The 17249-nt window shown below is 72.1% G+C and carries 18 protein-coding genes and 1 pseudogene; 7 read left to right on the forward strand and 12 right to left on the reverse strand.

Features of this window, described 5'->3' with window-relative positions:
- The 5 genes and pseudogenes from ACIGG8_RS31225 to ACIGG8_RS31245 all read right to left on the reverse strand — a co-directional run.
- Positions 1-239, reverse strand: a pseudogene (locus ACIGG8_RS31225) (hypothetical protein); the annotation flags it as partial.
- A gap of 239 nt (positions 240-478) precedes the next feature.
- A complete protein-coding gene (locus tag ACIGG8_RS31230) occupies positions 479-1048 on the reverse strand; it encodes a GNAT family N-acetyltransferase (RefSeq protein WP_396552048.1) in 570 nt (189 codons plus the stop codon).
- A 76-nt stretch (positions 1049-1124) separates the two neighbouring features.
- Positions 1125-1325 carry a DUF397 domain-containing protein gene (locus tag ACIGG8_RS31235; protein WP_396552049.1) on the reverse strand — a complete coding sequence of 67 codons (201 nt, stop codon included), beginning with the start codon at positions 1323-1325 and terminating at the stop codon, positions 1125-1127.
- Between the two features lie 46 nt (positions 1326-1371).
- Positions 1372-1581: a DUF397 domain-containing protein gene (locus ACIGG8_RS31240; RefSeq protein WP_396552050.1), complete on the reverse strand. Its 210-nt coding sequence runs from the start codon at positions 1579-1581 to the stop codon at positions 1372-1374.
- Between the two features lie 3 nt (positions 1582-1584).
- Positions 1585-2409 (reverse strand): Scr1 family TA system antitoxin-like transcriptional regulator, encoded by an 825-nt coding sequence (locus ACIGG8_RS31245; RefSeq protein WP_396552051.1) that lies wholly within the window; start codon positions 2407-2409, stop codon positions 1585-1587.
- A 107-nt stretch (positions 2410-2516) separates the two neighbouring features.
- Between ACIGG8_RS31245 and ACIGG8_RS31250 the strand changes: the two genes are divergently transcribed.
- The 3 genes from ACIGG8_RS31250 to ACIGG8_RS31260 all read left to right on the forward strand — a co-directional run bounded on the left by ACIGG8_RS31250 (position 2517) and on the right by ACIGG8_RS31260 (position 4511).
- Complete coding sequence (locus ACIGG8_RS31250) at positions 2517-2867, forward strand: hypothetical protein (RefSeq protein WP_396552052.1); 351 nt, start codon at positions 2517-2519, stop codon at positions 2865-2867.
- The gene (locus tag ACIGG8_RS31255) at positions 2864-3094 is read left to right on the forward strand and encodes a hypothetical protein (protein ID WP_396552053.1); all 231 of its coding nucleotides are present in this window, start codon (positions 2864-2866) and stop codon (positions 3092-3094) included. The genes ACIGG8_RS31250 and ACIGG8_RS31255 overlap by 4 nt, the downstream gene beginning before the upstream one ends.
- A gap of 160 nt (positions 3095-3254) precedes the next feature.
- On the forward strand, positions 3255-4511 hold the full coding sequence (locus ACIGG8_RS31260) for a hypothetical protein (RefSeq protein WP_396552054.1): 1257 nt from the start codon (positions 3255-3257) through the stop codon (positions 4509-4511).
- 83 nt (positions 4512-4594) lie between these two features.
- Here ACIGG8_RS31260 and ACIGG8_RS31265 read toward each other — a convergent pair whose 3' ends face one another.
- Positions 4595-6604, reverse strand: coding sequence for a transglycosylase domain-containing protein (locus ACIGG8_RS31265; RefSeq protein ID WP_396552055.1), 2010 nt, complete (start codon positions 6602-6604; stop codon positions 4595-4597).
- Positions 6605-6833: 229 nt separating this feature from the next.
- Here ACIGG8_RS31265 and ACIGG8_RS31270 point away from each other — a divergent pair, with 229 nt between their 5' ends.
- Positions 6834-7943: a hypothetical protein gene (locus ACIGG8_RS31270; RefSeq protein ID WP_396552056.1), complete on the forward strand. Its 1110-nt coding sequence runs from the start codon at positions 6834-6836 to the stop codon at positions 7941-7943.
- Positions 7944-8160: 217 nt separating this feature from the next.
- On the opposite strand, the gene ACIGG8_RS31275 is transcribed toward ACIGG8_RS31270, so the two are convergent.
- From ACIGG8_RS31275 to ACIGG8_RS31285, 3 genes are all read right to left on the reverse strand, one after another.
- Positions 8161-9060, reverse strand: coding sequence for a Gfo/Idh/MocA family protein (locus tag ACIGG8_RS31275; protein ID WP_396552057.1), 900 nt, complete (start codon positions 9058-9060; stop codon positions 8161-8163).
- A gap of 135 nt (positions 9061-9195) precedes the next feature.
- Positions 9196-9867: an O-methyltransferase gene (locus ACIGG8_RS31280; protein WP_396552058.1), complete on the reverse strand. Its 672-nt coding sequence runs from the start codon at positions 9865-9867 to the stop codon at positions 9196-9198.
- 124 nt (positions 9868-9991) lie between these two features.
- Positions 9992-10663 (reverse strand): DedA family protein, encoded by a 672-nt coding sequence (locus ACIGG8_RS31285; RefSeq protein ID WP_350525334.1) that lies wholly within the window; start codon positions 10661-10663, stop codon positions 9992-9994.
- 425 nt (positions 10664-11088) lie between these two features.
- On the opposite strand from ACIGG8_RS31285, the gene ACIGG8_RS31290 reads away from it, so the two are divergent.
- Positions 11089-11937, forward strand: coding sequence for an ATP-binding cassette domain-containing protein (locus ACIGG8_RS31290; RefSeq protein ID WP_396552059.1), 849 nt, complete (start codon positions 11089-11091; stop codon positions 11935-11937).
- Complete coding sequence (locus tag ACIGG8_RS31295) at positions 11934-12590, forward strand: hypothetical protein (protein ID WP_396552060.1); 657 nt, start codon at positions 11934-11936, stop codon at positions 12588-12590. Before ACIGG8_RS31290 ends, ACIGG8_RS31295 begins: the two co-directional genes overlap by 4 nt.
- A 67-nt stretch (positions 12591-12657) precedes the next feature.
- Here the strand turns inward: ACIGG8_RS31295 and ACIGG8_RS31300 are convergent, their stop codons facing one another.
- From ACIGG8_RS31300 to ACIGG8_RS31310, 3 genes are all read right to left on the reverse strand, one after another.
- Complete coding sequence (locus tag ACIGG8_RS31300) at positions 12658-13506, reverse strand: class I SAM-dependent methyltransferase (RefSeq protein ID WP_396552061.1); 849 nt, start codon at positions 13504-13506, stop codon at positions 12658-12660.
- Positions 13507-13686: 180 nt separating this feature from the next.
- On the reverse strand, positions 13687-14481 hold the full coding sequence (locus tag ACIGG8_RS31305) for a spermidine synthase (protein WP_396552115.1): 795 nt from the start codon (positions 14479-14481) through the stop codon (positions 13687-13689).
- 98 nt (positions 14482-14579) lie between these two features.
- Entirely contained in the window at positions 14580-15551 is a 972-nt protein-coding gene (locus ACIGG8_RS31310; protein ID WP_396552062.1) for an alpha/beta hydrolase, read from the reverse strand.
- Positions 15552-15845: 294 nt separating this feature from the next.
- Between ACIGG8_RS31310 and ACIGG8_RS31315 the strand changes: the two genes are divergently transcribed.
- The gene (locus ACIGG8_RS31315) at positions 15846-17249 is read left to right on the forward strand and encodes a selenium-binding protein SBP56-related protein (protein ID WP_396552063.1); all 1404 of its coding nucleotides are present in this window, start codon (positions 15846-15848) and stop codon (positions 17247-17249) included.

Below are 17249 nucleotides of genomic sequence, written 5' to 3' on the forward strand. Positions count from 1 at the left end.
GCACTGTCCTTGCCGCCGTAGTACTGCCCCCAGAACGTGCCGAAGGCGTCGATCGCGGGGCCGTGGTTGTTGGCCACGATGGCGGCCGCGGCCTGATTGGTCGGCGCGGTGACCTTGTCGATGGCCGTGGCCATCGCCTCCCACGCGTCAGCGACCTTGCGCAGCTTGTCCGGGTCGGCATCCGGCCACCACATGCCGGTGACCTTCTGGACGGCCTTCGCGACCGTCGACTCACCCACAGGCCTTCGCCCCGTCATCCCCCATGGCGTTTCCCCCTACGCGTTCGTCGATCTCCGCACTCGTGTGATGAGGTCGACGATCGACGTGACATGGTTTCAGGCCAGGTGCGTGACATCGGTCACGTCCGCGATACCTCAGAACGGTGCGGCCGGATGTCGCTGAACTCACCGACAGGGCCGCCAGCCGCCGATCGAGAGCCTGTGGTGGGGCCCTCAGGGCTGGAACGGCCGCCGCGGGGTCACGGGCGCCGCTGCTCCCAGTCGGCCCGGACGAGGTCATACTCGACCTCGCCGTGCTCGGATCCCGGGATCGCGTCGGGCCAGTCCCCGGTGAAGTTCCGGAGGAACGACAGGCCGGACTTCTCCATCACCCGCCGGGACCCGGTGTTCACGGCCATCGTGTTCGCGGTGACCCGCTCCACCCGGAGGTCGGTGAAGCCCTTGTCGATCAGGGCGCGCGAGCCCTCCGTGGCGTAGCCCTTGCCCCAGGCGGCCTTGTTGAGGCGGTACCCGAGTTCCACGACGAACGGGCTCTGGTCGTCGAGGGGGCGCAGCTCGAACCAGCCGAGGAAGGCACCGGTGGCTCGCTCGTCGGCGGCCCAGAAGCCGCGGGTGCCGAAGACCGGGTAGTCGTGGAGGAGCCGCGGCAGAGTGCGTGCCTGGATCGCTTCGCGGGTGGTCGGCTTGCCCCCGTTGATGAAGCGCATCACGTCGGGGTCGCTGTCCAGGGCGAACAGACCGTCAACGTCGGTCTCGGTGTCGGCGAACGGGCGCAGCACGAGCCGCTCGGTTTCCAGGAAGACATGCATCCCGTGATCATCATTCCCGGACGGCGGCGTACGCCAGCGAATTTGTTGCCCCCGGGCCCAGCCCGGGGGCCACGGGTCAGAGCTCGCCGGCGGCGACGGCGGCGACGAACGACCGCCAGGCATCGGCGGTGAAGACAAGAGCAGGCCCCTCGGGGTCCTTGGAGTCACGGACGGGAACGACGCCGGGGAAGTCAGGCGCCACCTCGACGCAGTTGCCACCTTGCTGGCTGAAGCTCGACTTCACCCAGTGGGCGGCGTTCAGCTCAAGAGCCGTCATTTGAAGCCCCTTACGAACAGCGCGGATCGCGGCGAGTGCAGAAGGGTCAGACGTCGCCGAACTCACCAGCGACAGCAGCGGCGACGAAGGACCGCCACACGCCGATCGGGAAGACGAGCGCAGGGCCGCCCGGATCCTTCGAGTCACGAACCGGAACGACACCGGGGAGATCGGACGAGACCTCCACACACGTACCGCCGTTGTCGGAGTGCGACGACTTGAACCAGGAGACATGGGAGAGGTCCGGGCGGGTCATGGGTCAAAGTTCCTTTCGGGCTTTGTGGATCAGGTCGAGGGTCGCAGCTCTGGTCAGTGCTTCCACCCGCAGCCGATCGTAGGCCCTTTCCCACGCCCTGACAGTCTTGTCCTCCCGCACGACGTACCCCTGATCCGCAGACTCCGTGTAGCCGACCACCGAACGATCAGCAAACGTCAACAAGGTCACGACGGAGCGGAACGGGGCATGCTCCGCCAAGGCGAACGGGGCTACCTGGAAGATCACATGAGGCCTGGTGGCCATCTCGGCGAGATGCTCCAACTGTGCTCGCATGGTCGCAGCGCCGCCCACCTGCCGACGGAGACCGCTCTCGTCTATCACTGCATGGATGACCGGCGGATCGGCTCGCTTGAGAAGCCGCTGTCGCGCAACTAGGAACTTGACCCGTTCCGCCGCCTGATCCTCCGTGCTGCTTCCTCGTTGCACTGCCGCCGACTCTCGCGCGGCAGCGTAGGCCTTGGTCTGGAAGAGCCCGGGGATGAGGTTGGGTTCGAAGATCCTGATCTCGGACGCCCGGGCCTCCTGCGCGGCGTGCTCGGGGAAGCCTTCCAGGAAGCCCTTCTTCCGCATCCCGACCCACATCAACTCCAGCGTCTGCCCCGTTCCGAGCGCCTTGTCGGCGGCCCTGACGAAGTTTCGGCTGGTGGATTTGCGGCCTGTTTCCACCGCCGAGATGTAGCTGTCGGAGTACCCCATGGCTGCGGCCAGGTCCTCCTGGGTCCAGCCCAGTGCCTCGCGCGAGCTGCGGAGCAGCGCGCCGAAGGACTCGCGCGGGGATGCCGTCGGATCAAGATCCTTGCGGTTCAAGGCTCACACCCAATTCCACTTGAGACGCAGGCAAGTTGAACGATTGCCAAGCGCAGCCGACCGTGGGCACTCCCGGTAGTCGAATTACTACGGAGAGGAGTGGGCCCATGACCGGTCCCTCGTCCTGCAACACCCCCACGCCGTCCTTCCAGGTCGTCCTCTACCTGACGAAGGAGCACTCCTCCTTCCCCGAGCGCGAGTTGCGCGCCTGCGAGGACTACGCCAAGGCCTTCAACTGGGGCATCGACCTCATCGTCGTGGACGACGAGGCCGCCACGAAGGGGCCCGACCACCGACCCATGCTCCGCGCCGCTCTGCAGCGGGTCCTCGACCGGCAGGCCGGCGCCATCCTCGTCCCCAGCAAGTCCGCCATCTCCCCGATCGAGGGCGAGTTCGCCGACTTCTCCAAGCGTGTCGAGAAGGCCTCCGGCTTCATCCAGGTGGCGACCCGGCGATGACCGATCACCACCACACCACCCCTCCCCCTCCGCCCCCTCCCGCCCGGTTCGAGATCCGCCTGATCGACTCCAGCAGCCCGCACTTCGTCGCGCTGGAGTGTTGGGGGCTCTGGGACCGCGAGCGCAACGAGTTCCTCCGGGTGCCCGGCTCCTCGGACCGGGTCAGGCGCTTCTACACCGTCGCGGCCGCTGCAGCCTTCCGCGCTTTCGCGCGAGAAGTCAGATGAACCGTCAGACCCCGTGATCCGTACGCCAGTTGCTACCGCATCCCCGCCTCGACAGGTGTCGATCAAAGATGTTCTGATGATCCCTCCATTTCGATCATTTATCCGAACATCTACTGACTTGCGTCAGTGAAGTGGGGGTCCGGTGCGGATTGCGCGCGGCATGAACGGTCTGCTTGTGGGAGTCGTCTCCTCTCTCGTCCTGACCACGGCTTGCTCCGGCGTGCAGAGCAGACCCACCGCCACCGGCACCACCCCCGCGAGCCCGACGTCCGGCACCCCGTCCGAGGCACCCACCGACACCCCCGCTCCAACCCCGACCCCCGCCCCGACTCCCACCTGGGACGGCCAGGTGAAGGTGCTCGGCGACGGCTCCACCTCCGACACCGGACCGCAGCCGAAGCAGCCCAAGCCCGAGAAGCTGAAGCCCGGCGAGCGGCCGCCGCAGTTCGTCGTCTTCTCCTGGGACGGCGCTCTGGAGGGCGACGACCGCCTGTTCTCCCGCTTCCGCAAGCTGGGGGTGGAGAACAACGCCCAGATGACCTTCTTCCTGAGCGGCATCTACACCCTCCCCAAGTCCAAGCGCTCCCTCTACCACCCCCCGCGGCACGACGTCGGCTCCGCGTCCATCGACTTCGCCACCGACCCCCACATCAAGGACACCCTGGAACAACTGCGCCTGGCCTGGCTGGACGGCAACGAGATCGGCACCCACTTCAACGGGCACTTCTGCGGCCCCCAGCCCGGCGGCGGCGGTGACTGGTCCACCGACGAGTGGACGAGCGAGCTCGACCAGGCGATCTCCTTCGTCACCAACTGGAAGACCAACACCGGCTTCAAGGACCTCCCGCCCCTTCCCTTCGACTACACCAAGGAGCTGGTCGGCGGCCGCGCCCCCTGCCTGGAGGGCCAGAAGAACCTGCTCGCCGCCGAGAAGGCGAAGGGCTTCCGCTACGACGCCAGCTCCCCGGGCGAGTTCCAGGTCTGGCCGGTCAAGAAGGAGGGCATCTGGAACTTCCCGCTGCAGCTGCTGCCCTTCCCCGCCAAGGACTCCCAGCGGCTGTCGATGGACTTCAACTACCTCGCCGGACAGTCCGGCGACACCACCAAGGGCGACCCGAAGAAGTACGACACCTGGGAAAAGGAGACCAGGGACAGCTACCTCGCCGGCTTCGAACGCGTCTACAACGGCAGCCGCGCCCCGCTCTTCATCGGCAACCACTTCGAGGACTGGAACGGCGGCATCTACATGCAGGCCATCGAGGACGTCATGAAGAGCGTCTGCAAGCGCGAGGAGGTCCGCTGCGTCTCCTTCCGCCAGGTCGCCGACTGGATGGACGCCCAGGACCCCAAGGTGCTCGACAAGCTGCGCGGGCTGGACCCCGGGCAGCCGGCCGACTGGCCGCGCCTGGTCAAGTAGGCCGGCCCGTGGGGCCCGTGACACCACGGGCCCCACCAGAACCATAGACATCACAGGCCCCACGGACCCCACCGCCGACGCGCCTACCGTCCCCCCACCGCCTTCATGTAGGTCGTCCAGATCCGGCTCGGCAGCGCCGAATCCGGGGTGTCCGACGCCGCCCCGCCCAGCCCCTCCAGCGGGAGCAGCTTCAGGTCCCGCAGGTCCGCCCGGAAGACGGTGACCGCCGTGGCCAGCTGCCCGCTGTAGCCGACGGACCACCCCGCCGTACGGTCCGCGGTGGTGCCGGGCTTCGCGGCCAGGTCCGGGCCGGCCTCCGCCGCCCACGTGGAACTGCCGCTGCGGACAGCGCCCTTGAGCGCCGCGTCCACCTCTCCCGCCACCGCCGCCGGCAGCGCCTGCACGGGCGTCGGCAAGCGCAGGTCGAGCGGGCTGCCGTTGCGGGTGATCCTGGACACCGAGTACGGCTCGGTGCGCTTGCCGCCGCCTGCGAAGGCGGTGTAGGCGTCCGCCGTCCTGATCGCGCTGGGCGTGGAGTTGCCGACCCCGAAGGCCGGTACCAGTTCGCCCATGCTGCCGGGGAGCAGCCCGAGGTCGGCGGCGGTCTTCTGCACCCGGTCCAGGCCGACGTCCATGCCGAGCTGCATCATCGGCCCGTTGACGGACTGCTCGACGGCGCTGCGCAGGCTGACCTGCCCCCAGTTGCGCTTGCCGTCGTTGGCGGTCTTCACGATCTTGCCGTCGCGCCCCCAGTACGGGCCCTCGGGCGTCAGCACGTTCACCCCGTTGTCCCCGTTGTAGGGGGTGGTGGGCGTCACCGGGGTGCGCTTGCCGCCGCGTTCGCGCTGGACACCCTGGTCGAGCCCGGCGGCGTACACCACCGGGGTGAAGGCCGAACCGAGGGGCACCGTGGTGGTGTTGGCGTTGTTGAAGCCCTGCTTGAGGTAGTCGGGCCCGCCGTAGAGCGCGACGATCCTGCCGTCTGGGGCCACCGAGGCGGCGCCGACCTTCAGGAGCCTGTCGGCCTCGCGGTTGTCGGGGTCGATCCCCTTGGTGGCCTCCTGGACGGCCGCGGCGAGGGCGGTGACCTTCGGCTTGTCGAAGGTGGTGTAGATCTGGTGGCCGCCGAGGTCGAACTGGGCGGGCGTGATGTCGCTGTGGCTCTCCACGTAGGCCCTGGCCATGTCCACCAGGTAGCCGACCTGGCCGCTCAGCCCGGGGTTCTTCGGCTGCGGCTTCGGCTCGGGGAACACCGTGTACCGGGCGCGCTCTGCGCGGGAGAGCTTCCCGATCTCCACCATGCGGTCCAGGATCCAGGACCACCGCTCCTCGGCCCGCTTGTGGTTCTCCGGCCCGAGCGCCGGATCGTACTGCCCGGCCCCCTTCAGCAGGGCGGCGAGGAGGGCCCCTTCGCTCGGATCGAGCTGCGAGACGTCCTTGCCGTAGTACGCCGCCGCGGCCCGTTGGATGCCGTAGCTGCCGCGTCCGAACCAGCTGCTGTCGAGGTAGCCGGCCAGGATGTCGTCCTTGCTCATCCGGTCGTCCAGCTTGATCGCGATGACGGCTTCGCTGAGCTTGCGGTCCATGGACTGGCGCTGGTTCAGGTAGATGTTCTTGACGTACTGCTGGGTGATGGTCGAGCCGCCTTGGGTTTCGCCGCCGGAGACCATCTGCCACACCGCGCGGCCGATGCCCGTGGCCGAGATCCCCGGGTCCGAGTAGAAGGTCTCGTTCTCGGCGGCCAGCACGGCCCACCGCACCGGCTCCGGCACCCGGTCGAGCGGTACCTCCTGCCGGTTGGTCTCGCCGATCCGTGCCATCTCGGTGCCGTCGGCCCAGTAGTAGACGTTGTTCTGCTGGGTGGCGAAGGAGTTCAGGTCGTCGGGCACCTCGGTGGTCACGAAGAACCAGGCCAGCCAGCCCGTCAGCGCCACCGTCCCCACCCCTGCCACCAGGAGCAGCTGCCGCCAGGACGGCAGCCAGCGGCGCACCCCGCGCCGCCCGCGGCGCGGGTAGTCGATCCGGCGCACCGGGCGCCACCGCCGTCGTCCGGGCTCGTCCGCCCCGGTCGCGTCACCTCGCCGTGTACGCACAGTCCGCTCCCCGCTCCGTTCGTGGACACAAGGCCCCTTCGAACAGATAGACGGCTCCGGGGGTGGGCCAGGGCGGCAGACATCTGGTGTGATCATCGTCATACCGAGCATGACGGCAGGTCAGAGGCCGTGCGGCGCCGTTCTGCCGACCTCCGCCGATGTTTGCCGACGGGCCCGGCGGAACCGGGCCTCCGCCGCACTCCCTCCGACCGCCCGTCAGAATGTCGTCATGAGGTTGATCCACACCGTGGTCGGTGCGCTGCTGCTCCTGCTGGTCGTCGGCAGCATCCTGCGCACCCTGGTCGTCCCCCGCGGGCTCTACTCGTCCCTGGTGAACCGGCTCTGGACGGTGCTGCGCGGCGTGCTGCGGCTCTCCGCCGCGCCGATCGGCGGCTACCGCGCACAGGACCGGGCGCTCACCTGGCTGGCGCCGCTGGTCCTGCTGGGCATGCTCACGGTGTGGCTCAGCGGGATGCTGATCGCCTACACACTGCTGCTGCACGGCACGTCCGATCTCGACTGGACGGTGGCCATCCGCGAGGCCGGGTCCAGCCTGTTCACCCTGGGCTTCGCGAGCGGCGACCGCCTGCACCTGTCCGCGATCGACTTCATGGCCGCCGCCAGCGGCCCGCTGGTGATCGCCCTGCAGATCTCCTACCTGCCGACCCTCTACGCCGCCTACCAGCGCCGCGAGACCGAGGTGACGCTGCTGCAGTCCCGGGCCGGCGAACCCGCCTGGGGCCCCGAGCTGCTGGCCCGCCAGTCCCTGGTGGACACCGAGACCGCACTCCCCCAGCTCTACCGCGACTGGGAGCGCCTGGCCGCCGACATCGGCGAGAGCCACTCCAACTACCCCGTGCTGCTGTCCTTCCGCTCCCCGCAGCCGAACCGCAGCTGGGTGGTCGGCCTGATCGCGGTGCTGGACGCCGCCGCCCTGCACCTCGCCCTGTGCCCGCGCACCTCCCCGCCGGAGGCCCGGCTGGTCCTGCGCGCCGGGTTCACCGCGCTGCGCGACATCGCCCGCTCGCTGCGCATCGACTTCGACCCCGACCCGGACCCGGACGTGCCGATCCGGCTGAGCTACGCCGAGTACCTGGGCGCCGTCGCGATGATCACCGCGGCCGGCTTCCCCCGCGAACGGCCGGTCGAGGACGCCTGGGCGCACTTCCACGGCTGGCGCGTCAACTACGAGGCCCTGGCGTACGAACTGGCCCGGCGCAGCGACGCCGTCCCCGCGCTCTGGACCGGCCCGCGCGACTTCCACGCACCCGTCATCCCCCCGGCCCGCCCCACCGACCGCCGCCCGGGACCGGACCGGCCGCCCCTGCCGCCGGCCTGACCGGGCCGCCGGGCCGCCGGGCCGCCGGGGCGGCCGGGCACCACCGGCCCGTCGGATGCTCCTTTACGGTCCGCTCAGCGGTGCCCTTCGGCATCTGACAGCCGACGGCCGGGCAGGGCACCTCGGTGCCCCGCCCGGCCGTCGTGTCCGTCCTGCCCGTCCTGCCCGTCCTGCCCCGTTGCGGCGCGTCCCGTCCCGTTGCGGGACGGGGTCGGCCTCAGACCGCGACCGGTCCGCCCTCCGCCAGCGAGCGCTCGGCCGCGGCGAGGATCTCCACCACGCGCAGCCCGAAGTCCGCGTCGCAGGGGTGCGGCTCGCCGGAGGCCGCGGCGGACTGCAGGGCGTCCAGCGCCCGGTGCAGGGCGGCGTGCGGGCCCTCGCCGCGCTCCGGCAGCTGCACCACACCGTGCCCACCGCGCAGCTCCATGCCCGTGCCGCCCGCCGCGAGCGGCGCGGTCAGGCTCAGCGCGAGCGTGCTGGACGCGCCGCCGGCGTGCCGCAGCACCAGGTGCACGGCGTCCACCGGGCCGGCCACCGCCGTCACCTGCGTCGCGTCGCCGAGCACCGGCAGCAGCACGGACAGCGCGTGCGGGCCGACGTCCCACAGCGAACCCTTCTCCCGGCGCCACGGCGAGGCCGCGTACGGGCTGGTGCTGCCGGGCACGAACACCGAGCCGTACCAGTCCGAGCGGCCGGTGTACCAGCCGCCCAGCGCCGCCTGCTCCTCGATCCACGGGATCTGCGGGCCGCCGAAGCGCACCGTGAAGAACACCACCGAGGCGACCTTCTGCGCGCGGACCGCCTCGGCGACGGCCTCGGCGTCCGGCACGGTCAGCGCGACCGGCTTGTCCAGCAGCAGGTGGCAGCCGGCCTCGGCGGCCCGCACCGCAAGGTCCGCCTGCACCGTCGGGGGCAGCGCGACGGAGACCGCGTCCACGTCGGCCAGCAGCCGGTCGAGGTCCGCGTACCCGGGCACGCCGTGCGCCGCGCCCAGGGCCTCGGCCGCCTCCGGGCGGCGGCCCCAGACGCCGGTGAACTCCAGCCCGGGGTGTTCCGCCAGCACGGGCGCGTGCACCCGCTCCGCCCAGGTGCCGGTGCCCAGCAGTCCGATCCGCACGATGTCTCCGTCTCCGTTCCGTTCCTTGCCGGTGCCGACTGCTTCCGGCCGTTGCCGACCGTTCCTTGCCGTCCCCGGCCGTTCCTCGCCCTCCCCGGCCGTTCCTCGCCGTTGCGCGCTTCCGTGCGCGCCGGCTCAGTGCTGCACGCGGGCGAGCGTGAAGCCGTCGTAGCCCTTGCTGCCGACCGTCTGCACCGAGGTCGCGGTGACCCTCGGCTCGGCCGCGATCAGCTCGTGCAGCGCCCGGGTGCCGACCACCGCCGCGTCGGTGCTGGCCGCGTCGGCGACCGCGCCGCCGCGCACCACGTTGTCGACGATGATCAGCGAGCCCGGCCGGGTCAGCTGGAGCGCCCGGCGGAAGTACTCGGGGTTGCTCGGCTTGTCCGCGTCGACGAAGACCAGGTCGAAGGGCTCCGCGCCCTGCTCCACCAGTGCCGCCAGCGAGTCGGCGGCCCGGCCCAGCCGCACCTCGGCGACGTCCTCCAGCCCTGCGGCGGCCAGGTTGCCGCGCGCCACCTCGGCGTGCCGCGGGTCGATCTCCAGGGTGATCAGGGTGCCGTCCGCGGGCAGCGCACGGGCCAGCCAGATCGCGCTGTAGCCGCCGAGCGTGCCGACCTCCAGGATCCGCTTCGCGCCCTGGGTCAGCGCCAGCAGGTGCAGCAGCTTGCCCTGGTTGGGGGCCACCGCGATCTTCGGCAGCCCGGCCGCGTCGGCGGCGGCCGCCGCCGACTCCAGCACCGGGTCGTGCCCGACCAGTTGCTCGGAGAAGTACGCGTCCACGGCGTCCCAGGTCGGCTGCAACGTCATCGGGCCCTCCAGAGTGCAAAGACCGGCAGGTACTCCGGTGATGCTACTCCGAGGGCCCGATGGCTCCGGGGCGGCCGTCCGTCACGGTCCGCAGCCGGATTGTCACTGCGTCGTCAGTGCACGGTCACTCCGCGACCGGGGCCGTCGCCGCCCCGGCGGTGGCGGCGGCCGCCGCCTGCTCCGCCTCGATCTTCGCGTGGGTCTTCGCCGCCCGGCGCTTCATGATCCAGGCCGACAGGCCGCCGATCACGACCGCGGCGGCCAGACCGGCCCAGGAGAAGCGGGCCAGCCACGGCTCGATGCTCTTGCCGACCTTGTAGACCAGCATCGCCGTGCCGCCGGCCCAGATCACGCCGCCCAGCACGTTGGCGATCAGGAACTTCCAGTACGGCATCTTCAGCGCGCCCGCCAGCGGACCGGCGAAGATGCGCAGCAGGGCGATGAACCGGCCGAAGAAGACCGCCCACATGCCCCACTTCTGGAACGAGCGCTCGGCGGTGGCCAGGTGCGAGGGCCCGAAGTGCTTGGGGAACTTGCGTCCCAGCTTCTCGAAGAGCGGCTTGCCCCCCTTGCGCCCGATCGAGTAGCCGATCGAGTCGCCGATGATCGCGCCCGCGATCGCGACGCCCGCCACGCCCCACGGGCTCACCACGCCCTTGACCGCCATCAGCGACGCCGTGACCAGGGCGATCTCACCGGGCAACGGGATGCCCAGCGACTCGATGAGGATGATCAGACCGACGACGGCGTACACCGCCGTCGGTGGAATGCCCTCGATCCAGGCGTCGATGTGCAAGGCCAGTACCTCCGTGGCAGGACGGGACCGACCAGGCTCCCCCTGGAGCCGCGGGCCGGTCCCGGCAGTTGTCCGATGGCGGCACGGCGCCGCTTTACCCCTCAAAGCAGCGTAACGTGCCGGGCGGCCTGTCCCCCCGGCCGATCACCCGTGGGTACGACGTGCGGCCGCCGGCCATGGTTCCAGGCCGGGCACCCTTTCTTCAAGACTCGGCAAAGTGCCTCTGACCTCGGACGACCGACACCACCGAGGAGTCGGCGCCCCGCCGGGTAGCGCGGTGCCGGTCCGTGTTGACAGGAACCCCGGCCCGGTGCCTGACTGTAGCGGCGTGAGCGCGATCATCACGGTGGGGAGTCGAGTTGTTACGGTGCGAAGGCGTCGGCAAGCGGTACGGCACGGGGCGGTGGATCCTCCGCGATGTCGACATGGCGGTCTCCGCCGGGGACGTCGTCGCCGTGGTGGGCGCCAACGGTTCCGGGAAGTCGACCCTGCTGAGGATCCTCGCCGGGCTGTCCCGGCCCACGTCCGGCACGGTGTCGGGCCGACCGGCGGCCGTCGGCTACGTACCGGACCGCTTCACGGCGCACGAACGCGTCACATCGATCTCCTACCTCACCCACATGGGGCGGATCCGGGGCATGCCGACCTCCGCCGCCCGCGCCCGCGGCGGCGAGCTGCTGACCCGGCTGGCCCTGGTCGGCGGCCCGGACGCGCCGCTGCGCACGCTCTCCAAGGGCAACGCGCAGAAGGTCGCGCTGGCCCAGGCCCTGCTCGTCCGGCCCGGCCTGCTGGTCCTCGACGAGCCGTGGTCGGGACTGGACGCCTCGGCCCACGGCGTCCTGGGCGAGTTCATCGACGACGTGGCCGCCCACGCCGGGGCCGTGGTCTTCACCGACCACCGCGAGGCGATCACCGAGACGCACGCCCGCAGCGGCTACGCCATCACCGACGGCCGGCTCACCCGGCGGGACGGCCCGCGTGCCGGGGCCACCGCCCCGACGGTCGAGCTGGTCCTGACCGTGCCGGCCGACGGCGCCGTACCCGCCGAGGTGGACTGGTACGCCCTGCCGGGCGTGGCGGACGCCGCCCGGCGCGGCCGGTACCTCGTCCTGCGGGTGGCCCGGGAACACTCGGACGCCGCCCTGCTGACCGCGCTCCGGCACCGCTGGTCGGTGGACGCGGTGACCGGGACCGGGACCAGGACCAGGAGTGCTTCCGGGAACGCCGCCGGGGTCGACACCCCCCGGACCGATGCGGGGAGTGCCGCCCGGTGATCGCCCTGGTCCGCTACCTGTCCACGGTCCTGCTGCTCTCCCAGCGCTACCTCGCCCCGCTGCTCCTGTTCGTCGGCCTGGCCGCCGTACTGACCAGCAGCGACAGCGGGCCGCTCCCCGCCACCTACTCCGCGGTGGCCGGGGCCATGCTGCTGAGCTCCGCCTGGCTCACCATGGCGCTGATCGGCCTGGAGGACCCACCGCACCGCGCCATCGTGGTCGTCGGCGCGGGCAGCCACCTGCGGGTCCTGCTCGGCTCGGTCGCGACCGCCGCCACGTGGTGCCTGCTGCTGACGGGCGCCGGCCTCGGGCTGCCACTGCTGTTCGGGACCCACACCGCCCGGCCGGCCGACCTGCTGCTCGGGACGGAGGCCCAGCTGGTCTGCGCCTTCACCGGCATGGCCGTGGGACTGCTCTGCTCCCGCCTGGTGTTCCGGCGCCAGGGCTACGCACTCGTCGCCGCCCTGGCACTGCTGCTCGCCGCCCTGCTCGGCAGGGGCGTGTCGCCGGTCAACCTCCTGCTGACCGACCTCCAGCACGCCCCGGCCTCGACGGACGTCCTGGGCTCCACCGCCGTCCTCGTCGCCACCGCCGCGGCCCTGCTCGCCGCGGCAACGGCAGCCACCCACGCGATCACCGTCCGGAAGAGCTGACCGCCGACCGGGCCTCCAGTGGCTCCGACCGGACCGCGGCCGCCCCGGAACTCCGCCGCCCCGGTCCCTAGCCCCGCCCGGCGAAGTCCAGGACGGTGACGGAGGGGCGGCGGGCGGACAGGACCGGGGTGCTCAGGGCGAGCGGCAGCAGGGCGCCGACGAGCCCGCGTCCGCCGGTCGGCCGGACGTCCCGCACCGCCGACACCGCCGGACTGGCGGTGCGGAGCTTGTCCCGCTCGCCCGCGTCCATCGCCCACGGCATCGGCGGCGGCCCGTAGCCGTGGGACCGCATCCTCCCGTTCACGGTGAGCCGGCCGAACCAGCGCGGTACGGCGTCCAGCACGAGCGAGCCGCCCGGGAACCGCTCGGCGCAGCCCGCGATCAGGGACTTCACCCGGGCCGGCGGGAGGTACATCAGCAGGCCCTGGGCGGTGATCAGGACCTCACGGCTGCGGTCGACCTCGTCGGCCCACCCCGGTTCGGTGGCCTCGACGGCCAGGTAGCGCTGGCGCGGGCCGGGCGGCAGCAGCTTCTCCCGCAGCGCCACCAGGTCGGGCAGGTCCACGCTCAGCCAGCGCGCCCGTCCGTTGTCGACCCGCCAGTACTGGGTCTCCAGGCCGTCCCCCAGGCAGACCACGGTGCCGCGCGGCTCCCGCGCCAGGAAGTCGGCCACCTCGCGGTCGAAGCAGGCCGCGCGCAGGGCCTGCAGCTGGGCCTGGGTGCCGTTGGTGCCGAACCGCTCCGCGAACGGGTAGTCGATCCGGTCGACCAGGTCGACGGCCTCCGGGTCGTGGAGCACGGTGTCCGGCCGGCGCGCCTCCAGCGCCCGGTGCCACAGCGTCCACAGCGCCGTCTCCGGCACCGCCTCCAACTCGGGCCGCTCCACCGGCTCGGGCCGGTCCGCGCCGACAGTCATCGCTCGCTCCTTCGACGTGCTCCGCGCGTGCTCCGCGCGAGTCCCCCACGGGCTCCGTGGACTCCGTGAACCTCGTGGGCCCCGTGAACCTCGTGGGCCCCGTGGACTCCGCGCTCGGGCAGGCTTGAACCCGCCGATTCTGACACCGGCCGGGCCGGCCCGCCCGGCCCGACGCGCGGCTCAGCCCACGCTGAACGCGCCGTCCGGCGGGGGCGGGGAGTCGGTGGCGTCGGCGTCCGTCACCGGTGCGGTGCGGCCCACCAGGGCCGCGAGGGCGTCCCCCTCCACCAGCCGGGCCGGGAAGATGTCGCCTGCGAACAGCCGGGCCAGCTCGGCCACGGGCAGCGGCGCCGTCGACCCGGCCAGCAGCACGTTGCCGTACCGCCGCCCGCGCAGCACCGACGCCTCCGCCACCAGGCACACGTACGGGAACACCGCCAGCACCGTCGCCGCCTGCGCCCGCGCGAAGGCCAGCGGCGGGCCGTCCGCCAGGTTCGCCGCGTAGCAGCCGCCCTCGCGCAGCGCGTCCGCGGCGAGGCCCAGGAACTCCACCGAGGTGAGGTGCGCGGGGGTGCGGGAGCCGTGGAAGACGTCGGCGATCACCAGGTCCTGCGAGCCCGCCGGGACGTCGGCGAGCGCCGCGCGGGCGTCGCCGACGCTCGCGGTGATGTCCGCGCCGGGGCCCTGCCAGGGCAGGTGCTCGGCGACGAGGTCCAGCAGCGGCCCGTCCACCTCCACCACCCGCTGCCGCGAACCCGGCCGGGTGACGGCCAGGTAGCGGGGCAGGGTCAGCGCGCCGCCGCCGAGGTGCAGCGCGGCCAGCGGCTGCCCGGCGGGGGCCAGCGCGTCGGCGAGGTGGCCGAGCCGCCGGGTGTACTCGAACTCCAGGTGCGTCGGGTCGGCGAGGTCGACGTACGACTGCGGGGTGCCGTCCAGCGTCAGCAGCCAGCCGCCGTCGCGGTCGATGTCCGGCATGAGCTTGGCGAACCCGAGGTCGGTCCGCCGACCGACCGGCACCGGCTCGTCGGGCCCGTCGTGCTGGTCCGGCTCGTCCGGCTCGTCGTGCTCGGAGGTCACGCGTGCTCCCCGACCGGCCGCACGTCCAGGTAGGCGGCCAGCCAGTGGTCCAGCTCGGCGAAGGTCTGCGTGCGGGCCTTCTCGCCGGACAGCACCAGGTCGTGCATGCCGCCCTCGATCCGCACGATCGTGACGTGCCGGCCCAGCTTGGGGCCCTGCGCGGCGATGTCGTCGGCGCGCAGCACGGCGTCGGCGTGGTGCAGGGCGTTGTGCCACTTGGTGGTGGCGATGGACTTGGTGGAGGCCATCAGCAGCACCGGCACGTCGATCCCGAGCCCGTGGCGCAGCCGCCGGTGCCCCTGGTGGATCGCCGACAGCCAGCCCGCGAACAGCGGGAAGCCCTCGGCGGGCTTCAGCGTGAGGTCGAAGTCCCACTCGCCCCGGTGGTCCTTGTGCAGGCTGTGCGTGTAGTGCGGGTTCATCGTCGACGGCAGGACGCGGGTCGGCGCCAGCCGCCCGATCGCCGTCACCGCGGGCCCGCCGAAGGTGCGCGCGGCCTGCGAGGCCGGCATCGACAGGAACGGCGAGTTGAGGAACAGCCCGTCCACCAGGCCGCGGCCGGCCCGCCGCCCCGCCCACAGCGCCGCCACCAGCCCACCGGTGGAGTGCCCGTTCAGCAGCAGCTGCCGGTGCCCGTCCACCTCCCGGATGACGCGGACGGCCTCGTCGATCTCCTCGTCGTACTCGGCGAGGCTGCGGACGAAGTTCGGCGACTGGTGCGGGCGCAGCGAGCGGCCGTACTTGCGCAGGTCGAGCGCGTAGAAGGAGAACCCGAGCGCTGCGTAGTGGTCGGCCAGGTTGGTCTGGAAGAAGTAGTCGTTGTACCCGTGGATGTACAGCACGGCCCGCTCGGCCCCGGGCACGACCCGGCGCACCAGCGTCGCGCAGACCGCGCCCTCGTCGTCGGGACGCAGCTCCAGCTCCGCCGCCTCGTAGGGGGCACCCAGGATGTCTTCCCGAAACTCCATCGCCGCCGCACCGATCCTTCGCTCCGCCTGCCTCCGTGCGGCAGGTGACCACCCGTTCCGAGCCACGACGATACCGGCCGGTAGCCACCGGCCGCGCGGCGGAGTCCCGGACCGCGCCGGGTCGCCGTCCCCTCGGAGCCTGCCGGAGGGTGGGCGGGGCAGCCCCCCGTGGATACCGTCGCGCACCGGCCCGGGGCACGCTCCGCGCCTCCCCGCCCCTCCTCGTGCGCCTGCTGTGCGCCGGTGCGGATGTGGAACGCTTCCCGTACAGGGAAGGCGAGTTGGGGAGGTTGCATGCAGCAGGGGCACAGCGATCCGTCGCTCTACCGGTCGGCTTCCGAGGCCATCGCGGCGCCGCCGGAGAAGCTCGCGTACGTGGCCGGGTTCGACCGGGCGGGGCGGCGACCGGACGCGCTGCTCACGGTGGACACCGATCCCGCGTCGGGGTCCTACGGTAAGGTCCTGAACTTCGCCGAACTGCCCACGCTGGGCGACGAGTTGCACCACTTCGGGTGGAACGCGTGCTCCAGTGCGCTGGCGCACGCCTGCCACGAGGACCCGGAGCGGCGCTTCCTGCTCCTGCCCGGCCTCCGCTCGTCCCGGCTGCACGTGATGGACACCCGGCCGGACCCGGTGCGCCCGCGGCTGGTGAAGACCGTCGAGGCCGCGGAGCTCGCGGCCAAGGCGGGCTACTCGCGCCCGCACACCCTGCACTGCGGACCGGACGGGGTGTTCCTGTCCTGTCTGGGCGCCGGCGGGGGCGCGGACGGGCCGGGCGGGGTGGCGATCCTCGACCACACCACCTTCGACGTGCTGCGGGCCTGGGAGACCGAGCGCGGGCCGCAGCACTTCGCGTACGACGTCTGGTGGCACCTGGGCACCAACGTGGGGGTGACCAGTGAGTGGGGCACCCCGTGGATGGTCGAGGACGGCATGGTGCCGGAGCTGCTGCTGGGCCGCAAGTACGGGCACGCGCTGCACTTCTGGGAGCTGGACTCGGGCCGGCACCTGCAGCGGATCGACCTCGGCGACCAGTACCAGATGGTGCTGGAGCTGCGTCCGGCGCACGACCCGCAGGCGGAGTGGGGGTTCGCCGGGGTGGTGGCGAACGTCGAGGACCTGTCCTCCTCGATCTGGCTCTGGTACCGCGACGGGCCGGCGTTCACCGCGCGCAAGGTGATCGAGATCCCGGCCGAGCCCGCCAAGGCCGAGGACCTGCCGCCCGCGCTGCAGCCGTTCGGCGCGGTGCCGCCGCTGGTCACCGACATCAACCTGTCGGTGGACGACCGCTGGCTGTACGTGTCGGCCTGGGGCACCGGCGAGCTGTTCCAGTTCGATGTCTCGGACCCGTTCCACCCGCGGCTCGCCTCCTCGGTGCGCCTCGGCGGGGTCGTCGCCCGCACGCCGCACCCGGCCGAGCCGGGGCGACCGTTGAGCGGGGCGCCGCAGATGGTGGAGATCAGCCGGGACGGCCGGCGGCTGTACCTCACCAACTCCCTCTACGGCGCCTGGGACGACCAGGTCTACCCGGACGGCATCGAGCCCTGGATCGTCAAGCTGGACGCCGACACCGGGGCGGGCGGGCTGAGCGTCGACGAGCGGTTCTTCCCGCACGGCGCCGACTTCCGGGGCCTGCGCGTCCACCAGACGCACCTCGCGGGCGGCGACGCGTCCTCGGACTCGTACTGCTTCCGGTGA

Origin of the sequence: Kitasatospora sp. NPDC085464, from assembly GCF_044541955.1 — a bacterium.
GTDB lineage: Bacteria > Actinomycetota > Actinomycetes > Streptomycetales > Streptomycetaceae > Kitasatospora.